Below are 21,717 nucleotides of genomic sequence, written 5' to 3'. Positions count from 1 at the left end.
GCGCGCCGGCGCGATGCTGCGCGAACCGTACGAGGTGCTCGCCCTCAAGGCCCGGCTCGACCACGGCCGGGCCCGCCCGGCCGACCTCGCCGATCCGCGGCTGGTGGGCCGGGTGGCCCCTCGACCCCGGCGCAGGCCGCCGAGGNGCTGGCCCGGCCCGCGCGGCCCAACCGGCCTGGGCCCGGGTGCCGCTGGAACGGCGCCTGGAGTTCGCCGCCGCCTTCCACCGCCTGCTGCGGGAGCGGGCCGAGGAGGTGGTCGGGGCGCTGGTCGCCGAGGGCCACCCGGTGCGGGTGGCGCGCTGGTCGCTGTCCGCCGCGCTGGACCTCACCCACCCGGACACCCTCGCCCACGCCCGGGCCGCGATGCGCTGGGAGGGCGAGCAGCGGGGCCGCCTGGTGCGGCTGGTGCGCAAGCCGGACGGCGTGGTCGGCCTCAGCCCGGCCCGCAACGCGCCGATGCTCACCGCGCTGGCCGCCGTCCCCGTCCTGGCGGGCGGTAACGCGGTGGTGCTCAACGCCCCGCCGACGGTGCCGCTGAGCACCGCGTACCTCTTCCACCGGCTGGTCGCCCCGCTGCTGGCCGGGCACGGCGCACCGCCCGGCGTGCTGAGCGTGCTGTGCGCCCCCGACCGGCCGACCCTGCGCACCTGGCTGGCCTCGCCGGACTGCGACGACGTCTTCTTCTTCGGCGGCCCGCAGCAGGGCGCCGACCTGGCCCGGGCCTGTCTGGAGTCGGGCAAGAAGCCCGTCCTGGAGCTGGCCGGCAACGACGCCCTGGTGGTGTGGCGGGACGCCGACCTGCCCCGGGCCGCGGACGCCGCGGCCGAGCGCTACCACGGCTCGGGCCAGCTCTGCTTCGCGCCCAAGTTCGCCCTGGTCCACCCGGCGGTGGCGGACCGCTTCGCCGCGCTGCTGCACGAGCGGGTGGCCGCCCTGCGGATCGGCCCGCCCGAGGACCCGGACGTGGTGCTCACCCCCGTGGTCAAGCGCGCCCAGTGCGCGGACGTGCTGGCGGACGCCGTCGCCGGAGGCGCCGAACTGCTCTGCGGCGGCGAGAGCGTCGACGTGGACGGCGCGCCCACGCCCCGGGGCCCGTTCGTCCGCCCGGTGCTGCTGCGCGTCCGCGGCCTGGAGCGGGCCGCGACGCTGCGGGCGGTCGCCGAGGAGACCTTCTTCCCGCTGATGTGCCTGGTCGTCCCGGACGCACCGGACGGCCCGGGCCCGGACGCCCCGGACCCGGACGAGGGGCTGCTCGACGCGCTGATCGCCTTCGTCAACGCCAACCGCTACGGCCTGCGCAACTCGCTGTGGGCCCGCGACCCGCGCGTCGTCGACCGGTTCGCCGACGAGGTGGTCAACGGCGGCGTGCTGAAGGTCAACGACAGCCACATCGGCACCCTCCCGGTGCTGCCGGTCATCGGCGGCACCGGGCTGTCCGGCGGCGCGCACGGCGAGGCCAACGTCCCGATCCTGCGCACCACCCGCCTGCAGGGCATCAGCATCGGCCCGTCCTCCCCCGAACCGTCCGACCCTGCGCAACGCACCGCCCCGTGAGAGAGAGGCACCCCATGACCGCGCTTTCCGGCCCGCCCCTGCTCGACCGCAAGATCGCCCTCTGCTTCGGCCACCTCGACGCGGACGGCAACGGCACCGTCGACCGCGAGGACCTGCTCACCCTCGGCGCCCGGCTGCTCTCCGCGTTCGGCGAGCCGCCGACCTCCCCCAAGGGCACCGCGCTGATGGCGGGCATGGACCGCTACTGGGAGGCGCTGGCCGAGGCCGCCGACGCGGACGGGGACCAGCGCCTGACCCCCGCGGAGTACCGGGCGGGCATGACCGGCGCCTTCGTCACCTCCCCCGACGGCTTCCGCACCGCCCTGCGCCCGCTGACCGAGGCCGTGGTCGCGCTCCTGGACACCGACGGCGACGGCGAGGTCGACGAGCGGGAGTTCCAGGTCTGGCAGGAGGTCTTCCGCACCGCCCCGGAGCACCGCGCCGCCGCCTTCCGGCACCTCGACACCGACGGCAGCGGCAGGCTCTCCGTCGACGAACTCCTGCTCGCCCTCCAGGAGTTCTACCTCAGCTCCGACCCCGACGCGCCCGGCAACCGGCTCTACGGCCCGCTCTCCTGAGGACCCGGAAACGCCGGACCGCCCGGGGCCGCGATCGTGCGCAGCCCCGGGCGGTCCGTCCGCGCTCCGGCTCAGGCCGTCCCGGTCTTCGGGGCGGAGACCTGGGCGGGTTGGGGCGGGGTGGCGGCGGGTTTGCGGAAGAAGAAGTAGAGGGTGGGCGCCAGGTAGAGGGCCCAGACCCAGACCTGGGCCTTGGTCGGGTCGGGCTGGAAGTTGAACACGCCCTTGAGGAGGGTCCCGTACCAGCTGTCGGCGGGGATGGTGGAGGAGATGTCGAAGGCGTGGGCGGACAGGCCGGGGAGCCAGTCGGCTTCCTGGAGGTCGTGGACGCCGTAGGCGAGGACGCCCGCGGCGACGACGACGAGCATGCCGCCGGTCCAGGTGAAGAACTTCGCCAGGTTGATCCTCAGCGCGCCGCGGTAGAACAGCCAGCCCAGCACGATGGAGGTGAGCAGGCCCAGGGCGGCGCCGGCCAGCGGGTCCCAGCCGTCGCCGGTGGCCTGGACGGCGGTCCAGATGAACAGCGAGGTCTCCAGGCCCTCGCGGCCCACGGCGAGGAACGCGGTGGCGACGAGGGCGCCGGTGCCCATGGCGAGCGCGGCGTCCAGCCTGCCGTGGAGTTCGCTCCTGAGGTGGCGGGCGGTGCGGCGCATCCAGAAGACCATCCAGGTGACCAGGCCGACCGCGATGATCGACAGGCTGCCGCCGAGGGCTTCCTGGGCCTCGAAGGACAGCTGGCTGGAGCCGAACTGGAGCACCGCGCCGAAGGCCGCGGCCAGGGCGACGGCGGCGCCGACGCCGGCCCACACCGGTGCGAGGCGGTCCCTGCGGCCGGTCTTGACCAGGTAGGCGATCAGGATGCAGACCACCAGGCTGGCTTCGAGGCCCTCGCGCAGGCCGATCAGGTAGTTGGCGAACACGGCGGTTCTCCTCGTTTCGGAAGGGAGAGGGAAGGGGCGGGGGTCAGCCGAAGAGGCTCTGGCCCCACCACTCGCCGGGCTTGCGGACCCCGGGCGGGCAGGCGAAGTGGGCGGAGGCGACGTGGGTGATGTACTCGTTCAGCTTGTCGTTGGCCGCGAGCTTGGTCTGCAGCGGGACGAACGCCTTGCGGGTGTCGCGCTGGTACGCCAGGAAGAACAGGCCGGCGTCCAGGCGGCCGAGGCCGTCGGTGCCGTCGGTGAAGGAGTAGCCGCGGCGCAGGATCATCAGGCCGCCGTTGCTGTCGGGGTGGGCCAGGCGCACGTGCGAGTCGGCGGGCATCGCCGACAGGTCGGGGGTGTCGCGTTCCTGCTGCTTGCCGTAGGGGGCGCCCTCGATCTTGGTGCGGCCGAAGGTGTCCTCCTGGTCCTTGAGCGAGGAGCGGTCCCAGGTCTCGATGGTCATCCGGATCCGGCGGGCGACCAGGTAGGAGCCGCCGGTCATCCAGTCCGGGCCGTCGCCGGGGGCGACCCACACGTGCCGGGCCAGCGCGTCGGCGTCGGTGCCGGCGATGTTGTGGGTGCCGTCCTTGAAGCCCATCAGGTTGCGCGGGGTCTGACTGTCGGGCGTGGTGGAGGAGGTCTTGCCGAAACCCAGCTGCGACCAGCGGACGTTGACCACGCCCATGCCGATCCTCGCCAGGTTGCGGATCGCGTGCACCGCGACCTGCGGATCGTCCGCGCAGGCCTGGATGCACAGGTCGCCGCCGCTGCGGGCCGCCTCCAGCCGGTCGCCCCGGAACTTCGGCAGCTCCACCAGCGCCTCCGGCAGCCTGGCCTTCAGCCCGAACCGGTCGGTGCCGTCCTTCTCGAACAGCGTCGGCCCGAAGCCGATGGTCAGGGTGAGCCGGGAGGCCGGCAGGCCCAGCGCCTCACCGGTGTCGTCCGGCGGCGACTCGGGCACCACCCCGACCGCGCCGCCGCCCACCTCGCGCCCCCCGGTCATCGACGCGGCGGCCTTCGTCCACTCCTTGAGCATCTTCACCAGGGCGTCCCGGTCGTCGGTGATCACGTCGAACGCGGCGAAGTGCAGCCGGTCCTGGACCGGGGTGGAGATGCCCGACTGGTGCTCACCGTAGAACGGGACCTCCGGCGCCTGCGGGGCGGGAGCGCCGTCCCCGCCCGACATGGTCGCGGCGGCCACCGTGCCGACCGCGGCCGCGCCGAGCGCGACACCGGCTCCCGCCCAGCCTATGATGGCCCGTCGGCTGAGCCCGGCGTGCTGCTGCGCCTGCCCGCCGTCCTCGGCGGGGGCCGCCTGCTGCTCGTTCTCGGCGTCCATCTCTGGCGTTCCCTCTCGGACGTGAAACCGGGTACGGGTGCTGCCGCGGCCGCGACAGCACCCTGACGGAGACTTAGCTTACGCTGCCCTTACCAGGACATCCCGGGCAGCCCGCCCCCTTTGACCTGGGCTTGACCGTTCCCGGCCGCGCCCCCGGCCACCGCTCGACGGCTGCTCGACGGCTACTTGACGACGACCGCGGCGGCCAGCTTGGAGAGCGGCTCGCCCAGCGAGTTCACCGCGTCCGAGAAGGTCTTGCGCTCGTCCTCGGTGACCTTCTCGTAGGAGGTGTAGGTGCCGTCGGCGGCGCGGTACTTGCCGAGCAGGGCGGTGATCTTCTCGAACTCGGCGTCCAGGGTCTTCGACAGCTCCGGGTCGTTCTCGGAGGCGACCGGCTTCAGCAGCTCGTAGGCCTGGCGGGCGCCCTCGACGTTGGCGGCGAAGTCCGAGAGGTCGGTGTGGCTGTAGCGGTCCTCCTCACCGGTGATCTTGTTCTTGGAGACCTCGTCCAGCAGTTCCTTGGCACCGTTGGCCATGCCGGTCGGGGTGATCTCGGCCTCGGGGACGCGCTTCTGCCAGTCCTTCAGGTCGGAGACCAGCTGGGCGGCGAGGGTCTTCTCCTCGTCGCCGATCTTCCCGTCCTCCCACAGCGACTTCTCGATCCGGTGCCAGCCGGTCCACGCCTGGCCCTCCTCCAGACCGTCCTCGCGGGTGTCGGTCTTCGGGTCGATGTCACCGAAACTCTCCGCCACCGGCTCGGTGCGCTCCCAGCCCACCCGGGAGGCGGCGAACAGCGACTTGGCCTTCTCCACGTCCCCGGCGGTCACCGCGGCCGCGAACTGCTCCACCACCGGGATCGTCGCGTCGGCCTGCTCCTGCGCGTAGGTGCGGTAGTCCGCCACCGCCCGGGTCAGCCGCTCGTCCGCCTTCGCCGGAGCCGAGGCACCCGCCGTCACCGTGATCTTCTGCCGGATGCCGTCACCGGTCATCCCCGGCTTGCAGGCCACCTCGTAGGTACCGGCCTTGATCTCCGCGTTCACGGTCACCTTGGTGCCCGGACCGATGTTCTCCCGCTCGGTGACGATCTTGTCCCCGTCCGCGTAGACGTACACCTCGGTGACCTTGCCGCCCTTGTTGGCCACCGCCAACTCCACGTGCCCGGCCGGGAAGGACGTCCTCGACAGCTCGCACTTGTCGTCCGTCGCGGTCACCTGCACCGGCCCGGACGCACCGTCCGCCGAGGCCTTCCCCCCACCGTCGTCCTTCTTCGAGCACCCCACCAGCGCGGCACCCGCCACGGCGAGGACGAGGAACGCGGCAGCGGACGTACGACGGGCGGGCATGCTCACTCCAGGGACGAGGGGGACGCGGGGTCGGGCCGATGCGGCGGCCGCTCCGGGGAACCCCCCGGCGGTCGCCCAGTAAGCTAAGGCATACCTTAGATCCCCCGCCATACCGGGTCGACACCCCGTGCCGCGGAGCGCCCTCCCGACCGGCCCCCGGCACCGGCCATTTCCGGCCAACTCCCGCACGGCCAACGGGACTTCGCTCACGCCGTGAACCGTGCGCCCGCCCCGCCTGTGACCGGAACCACTCGCCCCGGAACGCCGCCGGGGGCACGCGGAGCCCTCCGGCTCCCCGCGCCCCCGGCCCGGGGACACCGCTGCGCTAGGGCAGGTTGCGGGCCATCACGATGCGCTGCACCTGGTTGGTGCCCTCGTAGATCTGGGTGATCTTGGCGTCGCGCATCATCCGCTCCACCGGGTAGTCCCGGGTGTAGCCGTAGCCGCCGAGCAGCTGCACCGCGTCCACCGTGATCTCCATCGCCGCGTCCGAGGCGTAGCACTTGGCCGCCGCGCCGAAGAAGGTCAGGTCGCCGTCGCCGCGCTGCGACTTGGCCGCCGCCGCGTAGGTCAGCTGCCGGGCCGCCTCCAGCTTCATCGCCATGTCGGCCAGCATGAACTGGACGCCCTGGAAGTCGGCGATCGGCTTGCCGAACTGCTTGCGCTCCTTCACGTAGCCCTTGGCGTAGTCCAGCGCGCCCTGGGCGATGCCCAGCGCCTGGGCGGCGATGGTCACCCGGGTGTGGTCGAGCGTGCGCATCGCGGTGGCGAAGCCGGTGCCCTCCTCGCCGATCATCCGGTCCGCCGGGATGCGTACGTTGTCGAAGTACACCTCGCGGGTGGGCGAGCCCTTGATGCCGAGCTTCTTCTCCGGCGCGCCGAAGGAGACGCCCTCGTCGCCCTTCTCCACCACGAACGCGGAGATGCCCTTGGAGCGCTTCTCCGGGTCGGTCACGGCCATCACCGTGTAGTACTCGGAGACGCCCGCGTTGGTGATCCAGCGCTTGACGCCGTTGAGCACCCAGAAGTCGCCGTCGCGCACCGCCCGGGTGCGCATGCCCGCGGCGTCCGAGCCGGCCTCGGGCTCGGAGAGGCAGTAGGAGAACATGCCCTCGCCCCGGGCCAGCGCGCCGAGGTACTTGGCCTTGAGCTCCTCCGAGCCGGACAGCTGCACCGGCAGCGAGCCCAGCTTGTTGACGGCCGGGATCAGCGAGGAGGACGCGCACACCCGCGCCACCTCCTCGATCACCAGCACCGTGGCCAGCGCGTCCGCGCCCGCGCCGCCGTACTCCTCCGGGACGTGCACGGCGTGCAGGTCGGCGGCCTGCAGCGCGTCCAGCGCCTCCTGCGGGAAACGCCCCTCCTCGTCCACCGCCGCCGCGAACGGGGCGATCTTCGCCTCCGCCAGCGAGCGCACCGACTCCCGGAGCATCTCGTGCTCCTCGCCGAGCCGGTAGAGGTCGAAGTCCTGGGTCATGGCAGTCTCCTCGGTGTGGCACTCAGTACCCCCGATTATGCACACTCAGTGTCGTCTGGCCCAGCCCGAACACCCCGGTCGGTGCTACCGTCCGGGTATGAGCGAGGTGCATGAGCAGGACCGGGCCGCCGGGGGCGGCCCGGCGCGTCCGACGATGCGGGACGCGCTGGTGGAGGCGGCGTTCGAGCTGTTCTCGGAGCGGGGTTTCGAGCAGACCACGATCGACGACATCGTCTCGCTCGCGGGCGTCGGCCGGCGGTCCTTCTTCCGGTACTTCCCCTCCAAGGAAGCGGTGGTGTTCCCCGACCACGAGGGCTGCCTGGCGGACATGACCGCCTTCCTGGCCGCGGCCGACCCGGCGGGCGACGCGGTGGAGCAGGTGTGCGACGCGGCCCGGCTGGTGCTGCGGATGTACGCGGGCAACCCGGCGTTCTCGGTGGGGCGCTACCGGCTGACCAAGCAGGTGCCCACCCTGCGCGTGCACGAGCTGTCGGTGGTGTGGCGCTACGAGCGCACCCTGGCCGGCCACCTGCGCACCCGGTACGCGGCCCGCTCGGACGGCGCGCTGCGCGCGGACGTGATCGCGGCGGCGGTGGTGGCCGCGCACAACTACGCGCTGCGCTCCTGGCTGCGCTCGGGCGGCGAGGGCGACGTGGGGGCGGCGGTGGACGAGGCGCTCCAGCTCGTGGTCGACACCTGGGGCGGCGGGGCCGGGGGCGGAGCGGGCCCGGCCTCGCAGGACGACGAGGTGGTGGTGATGGTGGCCCGGCGGGGCACCCCGATGTGGCGGGTGGTCCAGGGCGTCGAGGCGGCGTTGGAGGGCTGAGCGCCCGGCGGCCGCCCTGCCCGACCCCGCCGGCCCTCCCGGGGGCCCTGACGATCCGCCGAAGATCGGCCGATACGACTGGCACTGCGTACCTTTACACGAGGCACTGAGTGCCATACCTTCCTTCTGGCAGGCGCCCCGACCGCACGCCCGCTCCCGGGCGGCGGTACGGCGGCGCGTCCATGTCCCAGGGAGGAGACGGCCATGACACTCACACTCGCCCCGTCCGCACCGCTCGCCCCGCAGCACTCCACCGCCTTCCCGCCGCAGCCGGGCGAGGCCGAACTCGACTACCGGCGCTGCCGCTGGTGCCACTCCGCCAGCTCGACGGCCTGCCTGCTGTGCCCGGTGTGCGGCTCGGCCGACCTGACGCCCGCGCGGGCCTGCGGCCAGGGCACGGTGCAGCGCCTGCTGCGGCCGACCCGGCGCGGCGCGCAGCCCGGACGCCCCTACCTGATCGTGCTGGACGAGGGGTTCACCGTGCAGGCCGCGGTGCTCGGCGGTCTGCCGGGCGCGGTGCCGATCGGCGCCCGGGTGCACCTGGTGACCAGCGAGGAGGGCGGCCGGGTGCTGACCTTCCGCCTCTCGGCCCGGCTCTGAGCGCCCCGCGCCACCCCCCGCCCCGACCCTCGCCGCCACCTCCGTACCGCCTCCGCACCGCCCCCGCCCGAGCCTCCGGCTCCGCCCCCCTGCCCCGGGCCGCCGCCCCACCGGCTCCCGGTCCGCGCCCCCGTCCGCTGACACTGAGTGCCACCGGACGGGGGCGTTCCTCCTTCGGACGTCCGTGCCGTGCGCACACTTCCGACATCCCGTGTCCGCCCTGTGCCTCCCTGGCGGGAACCGGTGCACGCATCAACGGTGCGCGGGTAGGGTCGGTGGCGTTTGTCGTTCCGGGGGAGGTACTCGCACGTGCTCGATCTGAGCGCACATCAGTCGGCCGCCGGCTGGCGCCCGTTGTCGGGCCCGCCGCCCGGCCGGGCCTGGCGCAGTGGTCTGGCGGCCAATCCGGGGGCCCCGGCCGAGGTGCTGGGCCGGCTGCTGGAGGACGGCGCGGAGCCCGGCTGGCTGGTCCGCAGACCTGAGCTGCCGGGGCCGGTGCTGGAGGCCGCGCGGCAGCACCCGCAGTGGACGGTGCGGGCCGCGCTGGCCGAGCGCCCGGGCCTGCCCGCGCAGGCGCTGGCGGCCCTGGCGGGCGACCGGGAGCGCCGGGTGCGCCGGGCCGCCGCTTCGGCGGCGCACCGCACGGTGCCGCCGCCGGCCGCGCCGGCCGGGCTGGCCGTCGACCGCGACCCGGACACCCGCCGCCGGGTGCCGGGCTGCGCGGGCCTGCCGCTGGAACTGCTGGTGAACCTGGCCCAGGACACCTCGCCGCTGGTGCGGGCGGCCGCGGTGCGGACCGACTCCTGGCCGCAGCTGCAGCCGCGGGTGCGCACCTCGCTGCGGGCCGACCGCGACCCGGCGGTGCGGGCGGCGGTGCGCCGGGCGCTGCGGGTGGAGCGCGAGCTGCCGGTGTCGCTGTCCGGGTACATCGCGGAGAGCGACCCGGCCCGCCGGGAGCGGACGGCGGCCTCGGCGCCGCTGGAGCGGGCGCTGGGCGAGTGGCTGGTGCTGGACGACGACCCGCGGATCCGGGCCGCGGCGGCGGGCAACCCGCACCTGCCGACCGACCTGGCGCTGGAGCTGGCGACCGACCCGCACGAGGCGGTGCGCCTGGCGGTGTCGCTGCGCGCGGACCTGACGGAGGCGCAGCGCTCGGCGGTGGCGTACCGGGTGCCCGACGTGCTGCCGGAGCTGCCGTGGGTGGCGCGGCGGGCGGACGATCCGGCCGAGCTGCTGCGGCTGGCCCGCTCGGCGCACCCGCTGGTGCGCTGCGCGGTGGCGTCGCTGGAGCGGCTGCCCGCCGAGGTGGTGGCGGTGCTGGCGGCGGACGACGAGCTGGCGGTGCGCCTGGCGCTGGCGGAGCGCTGCGCGGACGCGCCGGGCGAGCTGCTGCGCTCGGTGTACGAGCAGTTGCTCGGCCCGGCCTCGCTGGTGGCCGACCCCCGGTTCCCGGCGCCGGGTCTGGCCCGGTGGGCGGGGCGGGCGGAGCCGGCGCTGCGCCTGGCGGCGCTGCGCGATCCGGCACCGGCCCCGGAGCTGCTGGTGGAGCTGGTGGCGGACGGCGACCCGGTGGTGGCGCGGGCGGCGGCGGGCGATCCGCGGCTGCCGCTGCGGGCGCTGCTGGACGCGCTGGAGCCGGACGCGCAGCCGGAGGCGGCGGCGGCGAACCCGGCGCTGCCGGTGCCGTTCATGCACCGGCTGCTGGAGCTGTCGGCGGCCCGCTGAGCGGCGGCGGAGGGTGCCCGGCGGGCGCTGCGGGGCGCGGAATACCCCTTGGTCGGTGAATGTTCAACCACCTGTCGGGCCGCCACGGCCCGGCAGGACCCGGAAACGGGAAGGAGCAGGCATGACCACCGACCTCCGCCACGGCAGTGCGTCCCTCGTGGCCCCCGGCGAGAGCACCGCCGAGCGCTGGGCCCGCGCCCGGCTGTTCTTCGACTCCAAGGCGTACTCGGACGCCGCGCTGATCCTGGCCGGGGTGGTCGACGAGGTGCCCGAGCAGGTCGGCCCGCGCCTGCTGCTGGCCCGCGCCTACTACCACTCGGCCCAGCTGCGCCGCGCCGAGGAGCAGCTGCGCGAGGTGATCGCGCGCGACCCGGTGGAGCACTACGCGCACCTGGTGCTCGGCCGCGTCCTGGAGCGCCAGGGCCGGGCCGCCGAGGCTGCCCCGTACCTGCGGCTGGCCGCCGTCCTCGACGGGGACTTCCCCGAAGCCTGAGCACTGCTGGCGCACTGTCGGCGCACCGCCCCCGACCGTCGGACCGGACGGTCGGGGGCGGTGTGCTGTCGTGGCCGGGGCCGGGCCCTGGCAGGCTGGAGGGAGCGCGCTGACGGAACCGACGCGGAGGTGCGGCCGATGCGGACGCTGGAGGAGCAGATCGAGGTGACCGCCCCAGTGGGGACGGCCTGGTCCCAGCTGCACCGGGTGGCGGAGTACCCGCTGTTCGTCGCCGGGGTGGTGCACGCCTGCGCCCACGGGCGGCACCACGCGCACCTGGACGTGGAGTTCGGCGGCGAGCGGCACGAGGTGGACGCCGAGCTGACCGACCACGGGCGCGGCCGGGTGATGAGCTGGGAGACGGTGGACGGGCCGCCGCTGCGCGGCACCTTCGCGCTGCGCGCGCTGGACGCCGCGCACACCCGGGTGCAGCTGCGCCTGGAGTACGACCCGCAGGAGCTGGCCGGGGCGCTGGGCGGCCCGAACGGCTTCGCGCAGGGCCGGGCGGTGGAGGAGGCGGTCCGCGCCGACCTGGAGCTGTTCAAGCAGCTCTGCGAGGAGTGAGACCCCGGTGCCGGCGGGCCGGGCGGGGCTCCGGCGGGCCGGGCGGGCTTTGACGGGTCCGGGCGGGCTTTGACGAGCCCGGGTGAGACCGTCGGGCGCTACCGCCCCGGCGACTCCCCCAGCGGCAGTTCCGCCCAGATGACCTTCCCGCTGGCGGGGTAGCGGGTGCCCCAGCGCTCGGCAAGCTGGGCGACCAGGAACAGGCCGCGCCCGCCCTCGTCGGTGTCGGTGGCGTGGCGCAGGTGCGGGGAGGTGGCCGAGCCGTCCCAGACCTCGCAGATCAGCGCCCGGTCGCGCAGCAGCCGGACCCGGATCGGCGCGGCGGCGTACCGGATGGCGTTGGTGATCAGCTCGCTGAGCACGAGTTCGGCGGCGAAGGCCTGCTCGGACAGGCCCCAGTCGTCGAGCCGGCGCAGCACCGCGGCGCGGATCCGGGCGACGGCGGCGGGGTCGGCGGGGACGTCCCAGTCGGCGACGTGGTCGGCGGGCAGCGCGCGGGTGCGGGCCACCAGCAGGGCGATGTCGTCGGCGGGGTCGGCGGGCGGCAGAGCGGCGAGCAGGTCCTCGCAGGTCTGCGCCGGGCCCCGGTCGGGGCGGGTGAGGGCGGTGCGCAGCAGTTTCAGGCCGTGGTCGATGTCCTGGTCGCGGGACTCCAGCAGCCCGTCGGTGTACAGCACGAGCCGGCTGCCCTCGGGGAGTTCGAGCTCGGCGGTCTCGTAGGGCAGGCCGGTGACGCCGAGCGGCGGCCCGGCGGGCAGGTCGACGATCTCGACCCGGCCGTCGGGGTAGGCCACGGCGGGTGGCAGGTGGCCGGCCCGGGCGAGCGTGCAGCGGCGGGTGACCGGGTCGTAGACGGCGTACAGGCAGGTCGCGCCGGTGATCGGGCGTTCGGCTCCGGCGGGCGCGGGGTGCTCCTGGTCCAGGCGGTTGACCAGGGCGTCGAGGTGGCCGAGCAACTCGTCGGGGGCGAGGTCGAGCGAGGAGAAGGTGTGCACGGCGGTGCGCAGCCGCCCCATGGTGGCCACCGCGTGCACGCCGTGGCCGACCACGTCGCCGACGACCAGGGCGACCCGGGCGCCGGAGAGCGGGATGACGTCGAACCAGTCGCCGCCCACCCCGGCCTGGGCGGGCTGGTAGCGGGAGGCGACCTCCAGGGCGTGCTGCTCGGGCAGGCCGGCGGGCAGCAGGCTGTGCTGGAGGGCGACGGCCACGGTGTGCTCGCGGGTGTAGCGGCGGGCGTTCTCGACCAGGACGGCGGCGCGGGCGGTGAGCTCCTCGGCGAGGGTGCGGTCCTCCTCGTCGAAGGCCGGGCGCGGGCGGGCCCGCCAGAAGGTGGCCACGCCCAGCAGCGTCCCGCCGACCGTCAGCGGCACGGTGACCAGGGTGTGCACCCGCTGGGCGCGCATCGCGTCGACGGTGCCGGGGCTGACCTCGTCCCAGGCGTCCAGCGCGGCGGACAGGTCGGGCTCGACCACCGAGCACAGTCCGGCGACGGCCCGGGCCCGGGGGGTGCCGGGGATCAGCGGGACGGGCGAGCCGGGTGCCAGCAGCGGCGGCAGCTCGGTGACGCCGGCCAGCGCGGCGCGGCGCAGCGGGCGGCCCCGGTCGGGGCGCGGTTCGCCGCCGGCCGGGACGCCCTCGTACAAATCGACGCAGGCGAAGTCGGCGAAGGCGGGGACGAGGGCGGCGGCGAGTTCCTCGCAGGTGCGGGTGATGTCGAGGGTGGTGCCGATCGAGGCGCCGGCCCGGTAGAGCAGTTCCAGCCGCAGCCGGGCGGTGTCGGGGCCGGTGAGCGGGGCGCTGTCGCGCAGGGTGGCGATCCGGCAGGACGTCCCGCCCGCGTGGTCGGCGGGGTGCAGGTCGACGGTGAGGGGGCGGCCGTGGACGGTGACGGGGACGCCGGCCAGCTCGCCGCCGCGCAGCAGGACGGTGAGTGCGGCCGGCAGGGCGAACGCGTCGAGCCGGTGGCCCGCGCAGTCCGCGGGCAGGTCGAGCAGGCGGCGGGCCTCGTCGTTGGCGTAGCGGATCAGCAGATTGGCGTCGAGCAGCAGCACGCCTTCGCGGACCAGGACGGGTTCGGGAGCGCGGTGGCGACCCGTTCGGGGGGCGGCGGCCGTCATCCGGGCCGTCCGGCGGGGACGGGGACGGGGACGGGAGCCGGAGCGGGGACGCGAGCCTGGGGCTGGGGCTGGGCGTGGGCCCGGGGCGTCGCGGGGACGGGGCGCGAGGCGCTGGACAGCTGTCGCGGAGGGCTCTGGTCCGCCACGCTGCGTCCACCGGGTGCTGCCCGGAACCGGGTCATACGCCCATTCCTACACTCCCGGATCGGAGCGGGCCAATGGCCGCGCCCGGATTTCCGCGGCCGGTGGACCGGTTCCCACCAACCCCTGTTCACCTGAGGGAACGTCAGTTCCGGTGGCGGGCCGGGGGCGTCCGCCGTCCGGGCACCCCGGGGGCGGGGCCGGGGCGGGCCGGGGAGAGGATAGGCGGATGTAGAAGCCAAGCATCTGCGCGAAGAGGTCTCCACCATGCCCCACATCACCGTCGACTACTCTCCGCAGCTCGCCGACGTCTTCGACCGCCCCGGTTTCGTCCGCGACCTGCACCCGCTGGTGCGCGAGTGGGTGGCGTCCAGAGGGGTGTGCAAGACCTTCTTCCGCCCGGCCGACGAGACCTGGGTCGACACCGCGGACGGACAGCTGGTCGCCTTCGTCCACATCGCGATCGGCCTGCTGCCCGGCCGGCCGGAGGGGCTCAAGGGCCGGCTGGCGGAGGAGGTGCTGCGGCTGCTGGACAAGCACCTGCGGCCGGTGCTGGGCCGGGAGGTGGTCCGCTCGGCGGAGGTCCGCGACCTGGCCGCCTCCTACCGGCTGCGCACGGGCTGGTAGCCGGGCCCCGGGACGCCGTGAGGGGCCCGGGCCCGGCGGGTGCCGTCAGCGGTGGCCGAGGACGTTGACCACCCGGCCGTTCGGGTCCCGCACGAAGAACCGGCGCACGCCCCACTCCTCGTCGCTGAGCGGGTGGACGATCTCCGCGCCCGTCGCCCGGACCGCCTCGTGCACCGCGTCCACGTCGTCCACCTCGACGCTGAGGTCCGGCACGACGGGCGCGGTGGCGTCCCGGGTGGCGAGGCTGAGCTGCGCGGTCGGGCTGCTGGGCGCGATCAGCGTCATGATCCAGCCGTGGTTCATGGCCTCCTCGAGGCCGAGCAGGCGGTAGAACTCCAGGTTCCTGCGCTGCGCCCCCTCCCCCGCCACCCGCAGGTTCGGCACCACCCGCCGCACCTGGCCGCGCTCCGGCCGGGCCTGCTGCTCGGCGGCGTCGAAAGCGGGCGCGAGCGGGGCCAGCACCGCCCGCAGCCGCCCGGCCGGCGCACCGGCGGGAACGACCGGGCCGCCGACCGCCCCGCGCCCCGGCCCGCCGTCTCCCGGCCCTCCGCTTCCCGGCCCTCCTCCCCGTCCGCCGGGCGGAGCCAGTCCTCCAGCGCGATGCGGACCGCCGCGGCGGTGCTCGCCGCGAGGACCCGGGCGGTCTCCGGCGCGGCCTCGCCGAGGCGTCCGGCGATCGCCTCGGCGAGCGGGGGCCCGATCCCGGCGGCGGTGTCGAGGAACGCCTCGCGCAGCGCGGGCCGGGCCACGACCAGCCGCAGCGCCTCGGGGGACTGCGCGCCGGGGTCCGCATACTGCTCGACCACCGCGTCGGCGACGGCGTCGGCCAGCCGCACGTCCGCGGGCCGGGCGGCGACGGCCGCCGCGATCCGCTCCTCCCGGTCGGCGGCGACGGCGGCGGCGATCGCCTGCTCGCGGCTGGCGAAGTAGTTGTTGTAGGTGCGCGGGGAGACCCCGGCCGCCTCCGCGATGTCCTCGACCCGCACGCCGTCCGGGCCGTGCTCCAGGGCCAGCCGCAGCGCCGCCTCGCGCAGGGCCGCCCGGGTGGCCCGCTTCTTCCGCTCCCGCAATCCGGATGTCGTCATGCCGCCAGCCTTCCACGGCACGCTGCGCGCCCGCAGACTTTCGCACCGGCAAGATTGCGCGTCGGCGATCTTGCGGCTCGGCACGCTCCCGCCCCGCTCGAAACTTTACGCATGAGCAAACTTGCGCATGCGCATTTTCTCCGGCCGGCCTCGGCCGCACCCCGCGCAGCCCGCGGAGAGGGAGGGCGGCGACCTGGACCGGGCCGGTCCGGGAGCCCCTAGGCTGCCTAGGAGCGGCCGGGGCGGGCCCGGGCGGGCAGTGCGGTGGCTCTGGCCCGGGCCCACTGGAGCAGGACGGCGGCCAGCACCGCGCCGAACAGCGCGACCTGCGGCAGTGCGGCCGCCGTCCCGGCGCGCAGCGCCGCCGAGAGCGGCACGGCCAGCAGCGGCACGGCCACCGCCGGGCCGGCCGCGTACCAGGCGGCGAACATCGCGACGCCGGTGCTCCCCGCCGTTGGGCTGCGGCGAGCGGTAGAGCAGGTCGCGGCGGGCCGCGCCGCGGCAGGCGTTCACCAGTCCGGCCGCGACCAGGGGCGGCACCGCGAGGGGCGCCAGCCAGGCCGCCGCCCCGCCGCCGAGCAGCAGCACCGCGACCGCGCCGGCCACCGCCAGGGCCAGGCCGAGCACGGCGGGCACCACCGCGTGGCGCAGCATCAGGCCGGCGAACGGGTACGGGGACCAGGACGAGCGGCGCACGTCGTCGGTCTCGATCCGGGCCGGTTCCAGCAGCTGGGCGAGGGCGAGGTAGCCGAAGAGCAGCGCGAGCGCCGTGACCGCCCAGGACAGCGCGCCCCGGGTGTCGTGCGCCGGGACGGCGCAGAGCAGGGCGGGCACCGCCAGCAGCACCGCGCGTCCGATCCGGGCGGGCGTGCGCAGCAGGGAGAGGGCGTCGCGCCAGTACAGGGCCAGCCAGGCCCGGCGGGGCGCGGGCAGCCGCACCCGGGTCCGGCGTCCGCCTTCGGAGGCGCCGGCCACGGCCAGCCGGGCGGCGCGCAGTTCGACCGTCCGCAGCGCGGCCAGCACCCCGGCGGCGGTCCGGGCCCGTTCCCGCAGCAGGCTCAGTGACACGGTGCCGACGGCCCGGTCCGCGAGCAGCAGGCACAGCGCGGTCGGCAGCACCAGCAGGGCGGCGGCGAGCGGCCCGCCGGGGACGGCGGCGGGCGTCGGGGCCAGCGCGGCGGTGCCCGCCCAGCCCCACGGGCCCGACCACAGTTCGATCCGCTCCAGCCAGTGCACGGAGTGCCCGGCGGCGGCCAGCGCGCTCTGCGTGGCGAGCCCCAGGACCAGCACGGTGGCGTACGGGGTGAGCAGCCGGGCCCAGCGGGCGGCCCGCGGGTCGTGCTGCAACAGCAGGCCGGCGCAGACGCCCAGCAGCGGCAGGCAGAGCGCGCCGGGCAGGCACCAGCCGAGGGCGGCGGGCAGGCCGGTGCGCACGGTCAGTCCGAGCGCGACCGTGCCGCCGAGGGCGACCACCAGGCCGGGGAAGGCGGCCAGGGCGCAGGAGAGCCAGAACCAGGGCCGCAGCACCGGGCGGGGCCGGACGGGGTGCGCGAGCAGCCAGTCGCTGGTGGCCCGGGGCGGGACGACCGGGCCGCGCCACAGGCCGTCGCGGACGGCCAGCAGCAGGACGCCGAGTCCGACCGCGGCGACGCCGCTGGGCATGGCGGCCAGCAGGGCGGGGCCGTGCGCGGTGTAGTCGGCGCCCATCGAGGCCTGGAGGAACAGGCCGAGGCTGGGGATGCCGCCCCAGATCAGCAGGAGCAGCACGGTGCAGTAGAGCGCGAAGGCGGCCTGCTTGGCCCGGTTGCGCCGGTGCGGGGCGCGCAGGGCGCGCAGCAGGGCGAGCGCCTCGTCGGTCCAGTCGTCGTCCGCCGTCCACTCGGCGGCCGCGCCGTCCTGGTCCGGCTCCCCGGGTCCGGCCGCGCTCCCGCTCCCGGTCAAGGCCCTGACCTCAATTTCGACCCCGGCCTCGGTTTCGGTGTCCGGGCGGCTCACCGGAGGCCGGCCGTTCCGGTGCCGGGGGCGTCGGCGGCGAGCACCCGGGCGGGCGGGCCCTGGCGGAGGATCCGGCCGTCCTCCAGGACCACCGCGCGGTCGGCGACCTCCAGGGCGAGGTCGGTGTGGTGGGTGACCAGGAGCACGGCGACGCCGTCGGCGAGTTCGGCCTTCAGGAGTTCGGCGAGCCGGCGGCGGGCCTCCGGGTCGAGGCGCTGCTCGGGTTCGTCGAGCAGCAGCAGGTCGCGGGGGCGGACCAGGGCGCAGGCCAGCAGCAGGGCCTGGAGCTGGCCGGAGGAGAGGGCGGAGGGCAGGGCGTCGGCCCGCTCGGTGAGCGAGCGGTTCTCCAGCACCTGGTCGACCCAGTCGGCGGCGTCGGCGACCCCGTGCGCGACGGCGACCAGCAGCAGGTGCTCGCGCACGGTCAGGTCGGGGTAGTGGGCGACGGTGTCGCCGACGACGGCGACCCGGGCCCGGATCCGGGGGTCGTTCTCGTCCATCGGCAGGCCGTCGAAGCGCACCGTGCCGCCGGTCGGCAGGTCGCGTCCGGCCGCGACCCGCAGCAGGGTCGACTTGCCGGAGCCGTTGTGCCCGAGCAGCGCCACGCACTCGCCGGCGGCCAGCGCGAGGTCGACGGGGTGCAGCACCTCCCGGCCGCCGTACGAGCGGCTCACGCCGGTCAGCTGGAGCAGCGCCCGGGGCGGGGCGGTGGGGTTCTCGGCCATGCGGGCGGTGCCTCTCGACGAGCGGATCGCCCAAGTATGGACCGCGCTCCCGACCCCGCCCGCACCGGCCCGGGCCGCACCGGACCTCGGCCGGTCCCCCCGGACGCCCCCGAACACCCCCGGACGCCGCCGAACCTCAGCGGGCCAGGAAGGCGGTCAGTTCAGTGTTCAGCGCGTCGGCCCGCAGGTACGGGAGGCCGTGGTGCGAGACGCCCTCCAGGGTGCGGACGCGGGCCCGCGGGAGCAGGGCCGCGGCGCGGGCGGCCAGGGTGCGTGCGTGGTGGGTGCGGCTGTCGGCGGCGGGGAGCAGCAGGCAGGGGGTCTCCAGGGCGGCCAGGGCGGCGGCGGTGGGGCGGGGGCCGGTGACGGGGCGGGTGGCCGGGAAGGTCGCGGCCAGGCCGTACAGGCGGGTCCAGTCCGGGTCGAGGGCGGCGCCGCCGGTCTCCCAGGCGAGGAAGGCCCGGGCCCGGCGTTCGTCGGGGCGGGCCAGCATCGGGGCGGCGTGCAGCAGGTAGGAGGGGCGGTAGCGGGTGAGGCAGCCGGTGGGGTCGAGCAGGGCGAGCCGGGCGACCCGCTCGGGGCGGCGCAGCGCGTGGGTCAGGGCGATCCAGCCGCCGTACGAGTGGCCGCACAGGTCGACGCGGTCGGCGCCGAGCGCGTCCAGGACGGCGTCCAGCCAGCCGTGCAGGTCGTCGACGGTGCGCGGGGGCGTGCGCCCGTCCGCGGTGGAGCGGCCGGCCTCGCCGATCCGGTCGACGGCCAGCACCCGGGAGGTGCGGGCGAGTGCGGCGGCGTTGGCCCACCAGCTCGCGGCGGTCGCGCCACCGCCGTGGAGCAGCAGCAGGGGCGGGGCGTCGGGCGGTCCGGCGGCGTTGACCCGGGTGGTGCCCCAGGGGGTGTCCAGGTCGAGCGTCTCCACCGGGACGGGCCAGCGGTCGAGCAGGGTGTCGTAGGCGGACAGGAAGGCGGAACGGTCGAATCCCATGCTGGGTCTCCCCGGAAAAGTGTCTCGCTCGGCAATCTTCTCGCTCAGCGAGATACTATGCGGGTCGGAACCCCCGCGGACAACCGCCCCCACGAGAGGCCGAGCAGATGGACGATCCAGGGCCGGGCCTGCGCACCGTGCACCGGTTGCGCGCGCTCACCGTCGAACTCGACCTGCTGGCCGCCGCGTTCGCGCAGCGCCACGGCCTGCACCCGACCGACCTGCGGGCGCTGATCGCGCTGCTGGACGCCGCCCGGGAGGGGACACCGGCCACGCCCGGCCGGCTCGGCCGCGAGCTGGGCCTCAACTCGGCGGGCACCACCGCCGTCCTGGACCGGCTGGAGCGGCTGGGCCACGTCCGCCGCAGCCGCGACCCGCACGACCGGCGGCGGGTGCTGCTGGCGGTCACCGAACGGGCGGTCGCGCTCGGCCAGGGCTTCTTCGGCCCGCTGATCGGCGAGACGGCCGCGCTGGTCGACGGGATGTCGGCCGCCGAACAGGCCACCGTGGAAGGATTCCTGACCTCCGTGCGGGAGATCGTCGCGCGGCACGCGGGCGGGAGCACGGACCGGAACGGGAACGGGAACGGAAGCGGAAGCGGAAGTGGAAGCGGACGTGGAAACGAGCACGAGCACGGGAGCGGGAGGGCCGGTCGGGATGCAGCGGCCGAGTGACCTGCTGGACGCGCCGGAGCGCAGGCTGCTGGAGCGCGCGCTGGGCGAGTGGGGCGGGCCGGCCCGCAGCGGGAACGCGATGGCCTACGCGATGGGGTTCGCGGACGCCGCGGACCTGCTGGTGCAGTGCCGACGGCTGTCCGACGCGCTCCGCGCCGACCGCCCGCTGTCGTCGGCGGACTGGGCGCGCACCCTGCTCGCCACCGAGGTCGTCTTCGCCAGCGACCTGGTCGGCTCGGGCGTCGACTGGTCCACCACCACGGGGTGGGACGACGCGGAGACCGTCCGCCGGCTGCGCTCGGTGCAGCGCAAGCTGGGCCCGGTGCTGCGCGGACGGTACGGCGGACGCCCGGACTGACGGCACCCCGGCAGCACGGCGGACGCCCGGACTGACGGCGCGCGCGGGCGGCACGGCGGACGCCCGGGCCGGTGGTGCGGGCCCGGGCGTCGGTGCGGCGGGTGCCGTCAGTGCTGCGGGAACAGACCGGTGTTGAAGGTGAGTTTCGGGGCGGCGTCGGCCACCAGGGAGCGCGCCTGCTCGGGCCACCAGCCGCCCGCGACCGGGTCGACCGAGCCGTACTCGGGGTCGGCCGGGCCCGCGGTGCCGCGGGTGCAGCTGCCGTCGGACTCACCGGGGACCTTGATCCACAGGAAGGCGTCCAGCAGGGCCTGGCCGGTGTCAGCGGTGGGACGGGTGCCCAGGCCGCGGGCGGGCGGGTTGCACCAGGTCTGCGGGTCACCGGTGTACTTGCCGGGCTCCGGCGTCCACGGGCCCCGGCCGTTGCGGCTGCTGTCGATCACGAAGTGGGTGAGCTTCGCCCCGGCGGGGACGTGCTCGGCGTACCAGGCGTCGGCGTCCGCGTCGGGCCAGTACTGGTTGGCGCAGGAGTCGGCGGTGGCGCCCGGGGTGTTCTGCAGGTACCAGACGCACTGGGAGACCAGGGTGCCGTAGCGGGTCAGCGCGGCGTCGGTCTGGTAGTTCGACACGTTCAGGAAGAAGCCCTGCGCGTTCGCCACGCCGCCGTCGATCAGCAGCTGCGCCTGGGTGCCGACGTTCTGCCAGGTGCTGTGCCCGGCGTCCAGGTAGACGGCCGCGCCGCGCTGGCGCTCCAGCCGGGTGACGGCGGCGGAGATCTCGGCGAGCCGGTCCTGCTGCTGGGCGGCGGTGCCGCCGCAGAACGCGGGCGACAGGGCGAGGCCGTCCGGCTCCAGGATGACCACCGTCCGGTGGTCGCCGATGCCGCGGGCCAGGGCGTCGATCCAGGCCGCGTACTCGGTGCTGTTGGAGGCGCCGCCCGCCGAGTACTGCGAGCAGTCCCGGCCCGGCACGTTGTAGGCGACGGTGACCGGCACCTGCCGGGCCAGGGCCGCCTTGGCCTGTAGGGCGACCATCGCGTCGGTGGTCTCCTTCGGGGTGGCCGTGCCGTTGAACCACTGCGCGACCGGCCAGGACGCCAGCTGGGCCATCGCCTTGGCCCCGGCCAGGTCGTGCGCCTTGAGGTCGGTCAGCGCCTGCTGCGCGGCCTTGCTCGCCGGGTCGACGTAGAACCGGGTGTCGGGCGCGAGGGTCCGCGCCCCGGGCGCGCCGGGCGTGGCGGCCTGGGCCTGGGAGGAGGTGGCGAGTCCGAGGCCGGACGCGAGCAGCACGGCCAGCGAGAGCGCGGCTCGGACGGGGTGGGATGGGCGCATGGCAGGTCTCTCCCGGCAGGGATCGGCGATCGGGCGGCCCATGCAGCCAGCCCCGATGACGTCCCGTCAAGGCCGCCTCGCCCACCCTCGCCGAACCCGCAGCGGAACCCGGCCCGCGGCCCCTCCCCCGGTGAAACTTTCACACCCCGGACGGCGGACCCCACCCCGGCGGCCCCTCGTCCGAACGACCCGAAACGCGGCCGCGCTGCGCCCCCTGCCGGGCCACCCCGGGCGGCCCGCTCCGCCCCCCGCTTG

Annotated in this window: 20 protein-coding genes and 1 pseudogene; 10 read left to right on the top strand and 11 right to left on the bottom strand. The window is 75.8% G+C overall.

Translation table 11 applies throughout. The annotated features are described in order from the left end of the window. The first annotated feature begins 185 nt into the window (after positions 1 to 185). Positions 186 to 1,556, top strand: a complete 1,371-nt coding sequence (locus HUT16_RS35845) for an aldehyde dehydrogenase (protein WP_254898162.1) — start codon at positions 186 to 188, stop codon at positions 1,554 to 1,556. Positions 1,557 to 1,570: 14 nt separating this feature from the next. Further along, the gene (locus HUT16_RS35840; protein WP_176192166.1) at positions 1,571 to 2,134 is read left to right on the top strand and encodes an EF-hand domain-containing protein; all 564 of its coding nucleotides are present in this window, start codon (positions 1,571 to 1,573) and stop codon (positions 2,132 to 2,134) included. A gap of 71 nt (positions 2,135 to 2,205) precedes the next feature. Here the strand turns inward: HUT16_RS35840 and efeU are convergent, their stop codons facing one another. The 4 genes from efeU to HUT16_RS35820 all read right to left on the bottom strand — a co-directional run bounded on the left by efeU (position 2,206) and on the right by HUT16_RS35820 (position 7,213). Further along, complete coding sequence (gene efeU / locus HUT16_RS35835) at positions 2,206 to 3,054, bottom strand: iron uptake transporter permease EfeU (protein WP_176192165.1); 849 nt, start codon at positions 3,052 to 3,054, stop codon at positions 2,206 to 2,208. Between the two features lie 43 nt (positions 3,055 to 3,097). After that, positions 3,098 to 4,393, bottom strand: coding sequence for an iron uptake transporter deferrochelatase/peroxidase subunit (gene efeB, locus HUT16_RS35830; RefSeq protein WP_176192164.1), 1,296 nt, complete (start codon positions 4,391 to 4,393; stop codon positions 3,098 to 3,100). Positions 4,394 to 4,575: 182 nt separating this feature from the next. Next, a complete protein-coding gene (gene efeO / locus HUT16_RS35825) occupies positions 4,576 to 5,736 on the bottom strand; it encodes an iron uptake system protein EfeO (protein WP_176192163.1) in 1,161 nt (386 codons plus the stop codon). 325 nt (positions 5,737 to 6,061) lie between these two features. Beyond that, the gene (locus HUT16_RS35820; RefSeq protein ID WP_176192162.1) at positions 6,062 to 7,213 is read right to left on the bottom strand and encodes an acyl-CoA dehydrogenase family protein; all 1,152 of its coding nucleotides are present in this window, start codon (positions 7,211 to 7,213) and stop codon (positions 6,062 to 6,064) included. Positions 7,214 to 7,310: 97 nt separating this feature from the next. On the opposite strand from HUT16_RS35820, the gene HUT16_RS35815 reads away from it, so the two are divergent. The 5 genes from HUT16_RS35815 to HUT16_RS35795 all read left to right on the top strand — a co-directional run bounded on the left by HUT16_RS35815 (position 7,311) and on the right by HUT16_RS35795 (position 11,421). Next, complete coding sequence (locus HUT16_RS35815; RefSeq protein ID WP_176192161.1) at positions 7,311 to 8,039, top strand: TetR family transcriptional regulator; 729 nt, start codon at positions 7,311 to 7,313, stop codon at positions 8,037 to 8,039. 204 nt (positions 8,040 to 8,243) lie between these two features. Continuing rightward, positions 8,244 to 8,639, top strand: coding sequence for a Zn-ribbon domain-containing OB-fold protein (locus HUT16_RS35810; RefSeq protein ID WP_176192160.1), 396 nt, complete (start codon positions 8,244 to 8,246; stop codon positions 8,637 to 8,639). Positions 8,640 to 8,948: 309 nt separating this feature from the next. Beyond that, positions 8,949 to 10,364, top strand: a complete 1,416-nt coding sequence (locus HUT16_RS35805; protein ID WP_176192159.1) for a hypothetical protein — start codon at positions 8,949 to 8,951, stop codon at positions 10,362 to 10,364. A 121-nt stretch (positions 10,365 to 10,485) separates the two neighbouring features. After that, a complete protein-coding gene (locus HUT16_RS35800) occupies positions 10,486 to 10,857 on the top strand; it encodes a M48 family metallopeptidase (RefSeq protein ID WP_176192158.1) in 372 nt (123 codons plus the stop codon). 138 nt (positions 10,858 to 10,995) lie between these two features. After that, on the top strand, positions 10,996 to 11,421 hold the full coding sequence (locus HUT16_RS35795; protein WP_176192157.1) for an SRPBCC family protein: 426 nt from the start codon (positions 10,996 to 10,998) through the stop codon (positions 11,419 to 11,421). A 98-nt stretch (positions 11,422 to 11,519) separates the two neighbouring features. On the opposite strand, the gene HUT16_RS35790 is transcribed toward HUT16_RS35795, so the two are convergent. Beyond that, a complete protein-coding gene (locus HUT16_RS35790) occupies positions 11,520 to 13,541 on the bottom strand; it encodes a SpoIIE family protein phosphatase (protein WP_176192156.1) in 2,022 nt (673 codons plus the stop codon). A gap of 408 nt (positions 13,542 to 13,949) precedes the next feature. Here HUT16_RS35790 and HUT16_RS35785 point away from each other — a divergent pair, with 408 nt between their 5' ends. Continuing rightward, the gene (locus tag HUT16_RS35785; protein WP_176192155.1) at positions 13,950 to 14,309 is read left to right on the top strand and encodes a 5-carboxymethyl-2-hydroxymuconate Delta-isomerase; all 360 of its coding nucleotides are present in this window, start codon (positions 13,950 to 13,952) and stop codon (positions 14,307 to 14,309) included. Positions 14,310 to 14,354: 45 nt separating this feature from the next. Here the strand turns inward: HUT16_RS35785 and HUT16_RS35780 are convergent, their stop codons facing one another. The 5 genes from HUT16_RS35780 to HUT16_RS35760 all read right to left on the bottom strand — a co-directional run bounded on the left by HUT16_RS35780 (position 14,355) and on the right by HUT16_RS35760 (position 19,099). Then, complete coding sequence (locus HUT16_RS35780; protein ID WP_176192154.1) at positions 14,355 to 14,705, bottom strand: VOC family protein; 351 nt, start codon at positions 14,703 to 14,705, stop codon at positions 14,355 to 14,357. Continuing rightward, a complete protein-coding gene (locus HUT16_RS35775) occupies positions 14,609 to 15,394 on the bottom strand; it encodes a TetR/AcrR family transcriptional regulator (protein ID WP_176192153.1) in 786 nt (261 codons plus the stop codon). Before HUT16_RS35775 ends, HUT16_RS35780 begins: the two co-directional genes overlap by 97 nt. A 105-nt stretch (positions 15,395 to 15,499) precedes the next feature. Further along, positions 15,500 to 17,335: a DUF6297 family protein gene (locus tag HUT16_RS35770; RefSeq protein ID WP_176192152.1), complete on the bottom strand. Its 1,836-nt coding sequence runs from the start codon at positions 17,333 to 17,335 to the stop codon at positions 15,500 to 15,502. A gap of 50 nt (positions 17,336 to 17,385) precedes the next feature. Beyond that, on the bottom strand, positions 17,386 to 18,114 hold the full coding sequence (locus HUT16_RS35765) for an ABC transporter ATP-binding protein (RefSeq protein WP_176192151.1): 729 nt from the start codon (positions 18,112 to 18,114) through the stop codon (positions 17,386 to 17,388). 136 nt (positions 18,115 to 18,250) lie between these two features. After that, the gene (locus HUT16_RS35760; protein WP_176192150.1) at positions 18,251 to 19,099 is read right to left on the bottom strand and encodes an alpha/beta fold hydrolase; all 849 of its coding nucleotides are present in this window, start codon (positions 19,097 to 19,099) and stop codon (positions 18,251 to 18,253) included. A 107-nt stretch (positions 19,100 to 19,206) separates the two neighbouring features. On the opposite strand from HUT16_RS35760, the pseudogene HUT16_RS35755 reads away from it, so the two are divergent. Continuing rightward, positions 19,207 to 19,641, top strand: a pseudogene (locus tag HUT16_RS35755) (MarR family winged helix-turn-helix transcriptional regulator); the annotation flags it as partial. A 115-nt stretch (positions 19,642 to 19,756) separates the two neighbouring features. Further along, positions 19,757 to 20,131, top strand: a complete 375-nt coding sequence (locus tag HUT16_RS35750) for a hypothetical protein (RefSeq protein WP_176192149.1) — start codon at positions 19,757 to 19,759, stop codon at positions 20,129 to 20,131. Positions 20,132 to 20,238: 107 nt separating this feature from the next. On the opposite strand, the gene HUT16_RS35745 is transcribed toward HUT16_RS35750, so the two are convergent. Next, positions 20,239 to 21,462 carry a glycoside hydrolase family 6 protein gene (locus tag HUT16_RS35745; RefSeq protein ID WP_176192148.1) on the bottom strand — a complete coding sequence of 408 codons (1,224 nt, stop codon included), beginning with the start codon at positions 21,460 to 21,462 and terminating at the stop codon, positions 20,239 to 20,241. Positions 21,463 to 21,717 lie beyond the last annotated feature (255 nt).

This window comes from Kitasatospora sp. NA04385 (assembly GCF_013364235.1).
Taxonomy (GTDB): domain Bacteria; phylum Actinomycetota; class Actinomycetes; order Streptomycetales; family Streptomycetaceae; genus Kitasatospora.
Note: the sequence above shows the minus strand (reverse complement) of the source record. Positions and strands in the feature narration are given on the sequence as shown.

Coding starts and splice junctions, on each gene's coding strand:
- HUT16_RS35820 (WP_176192162.1), bottom strand. CDS start 7,213: ATGACCCAGGACTTCGACCTCTACCGGCTCGGCGAGGAGCACGAGATG.
- HUT16_RS35810 (WP_176192160.1), top strand. CDS start 8,244: ATGACACTCACACTCGCCCCGTCCGCACCGCTCGCCCCGCAGCACTCC.
- HUT16_RS35790 (WP_176192156.1), bottom strand. CDS start 13,541: ATGACGGCCGCCGCCCCCCGAACGGGTCGCCACCGCGCTCCCGAACCC.
- HUT16_RS35840 (WP_176192166.1), top strand. CDS start 1,571: ATGACCGCGCTTTCCGGCCCGCCCCTGCTCGACCGCAAGATCGCCCTC.
- HUT16_RS35815 (WP_176192161.1), top strand. CDS start 7,311: ATGAGCGAGGTGCATGAGCAGGACCGGGCCGCCGGGGGCGGCCCGGCG.
- efeO (WP_176192163.1), bottom strand. CDS start 5,736: ATGCCCGCCCGTCGTACGTCCGCTGCCGCGTTCCTCGTCCTCGCCGTG.
- HUT16_RS35760 (WP_176192150.1), bottom strand. CDS start 19,099: ATGGGATTCGACCGTTCCGCCTTCCTGTCCGCCTACGACACCCTGCTC.
- HUT16_RS35765 (WP_176192151.1), bottom strand. CDS start 18,114: ATGGCCGAGAACCCCACCGCCCCGCCCCGGGCGCTGCTCCAGCTGACC.
- HUT16_RS35795 (WP_176192157.1), top strand. CDS start 10,996: ATGCGGACGCTGGAGGAGCAGATCGAGGTGACCGCCCCAGTGGGGACG.
- HUT16_RS35800 (WP_176192158.1), top strand. CDS start 10,486: ATGACCACCGACCTCCGCCACGGCAGTGCGTCCCTCGTGGCCCCCGGC.
- HUT16_RS35785 (WP_176192155.1), top strand. CDS start 13,950: ATGCCCCACATCACCGTCGACTACTCTCCGCAGCTCGCCGACGTCTTC.
- HUT16_RS35750 (WP_176192149.1), top strand. CDS start 19,757: ATGCAGCGGCCGAGTGACCTGCTGGACGCGCCGGAGCGCAGGCTGCTG.
- HUT16_RS35745 (WP_176192148.1), bottom strand. CDS start 21,462: ATGCGCCCATCCCACCCCGTCCGAGCCGCGCTCTCGCTGGCCGTGCTG.
- efeB (WP_176192164.1), bottom strand. CDS start 4,393: ATGGACGCCGAGAACGAGCAGCAGGCGGCCCCCGCCGAGGACGGCGGG.
- HUT16_RS35775 (WP_176192153.1), bottom strand. CDS start 15,394: ATGACGACATCCGGATTGCGGGAGCGGAAGAAGCGGGCCACCCGGGCG.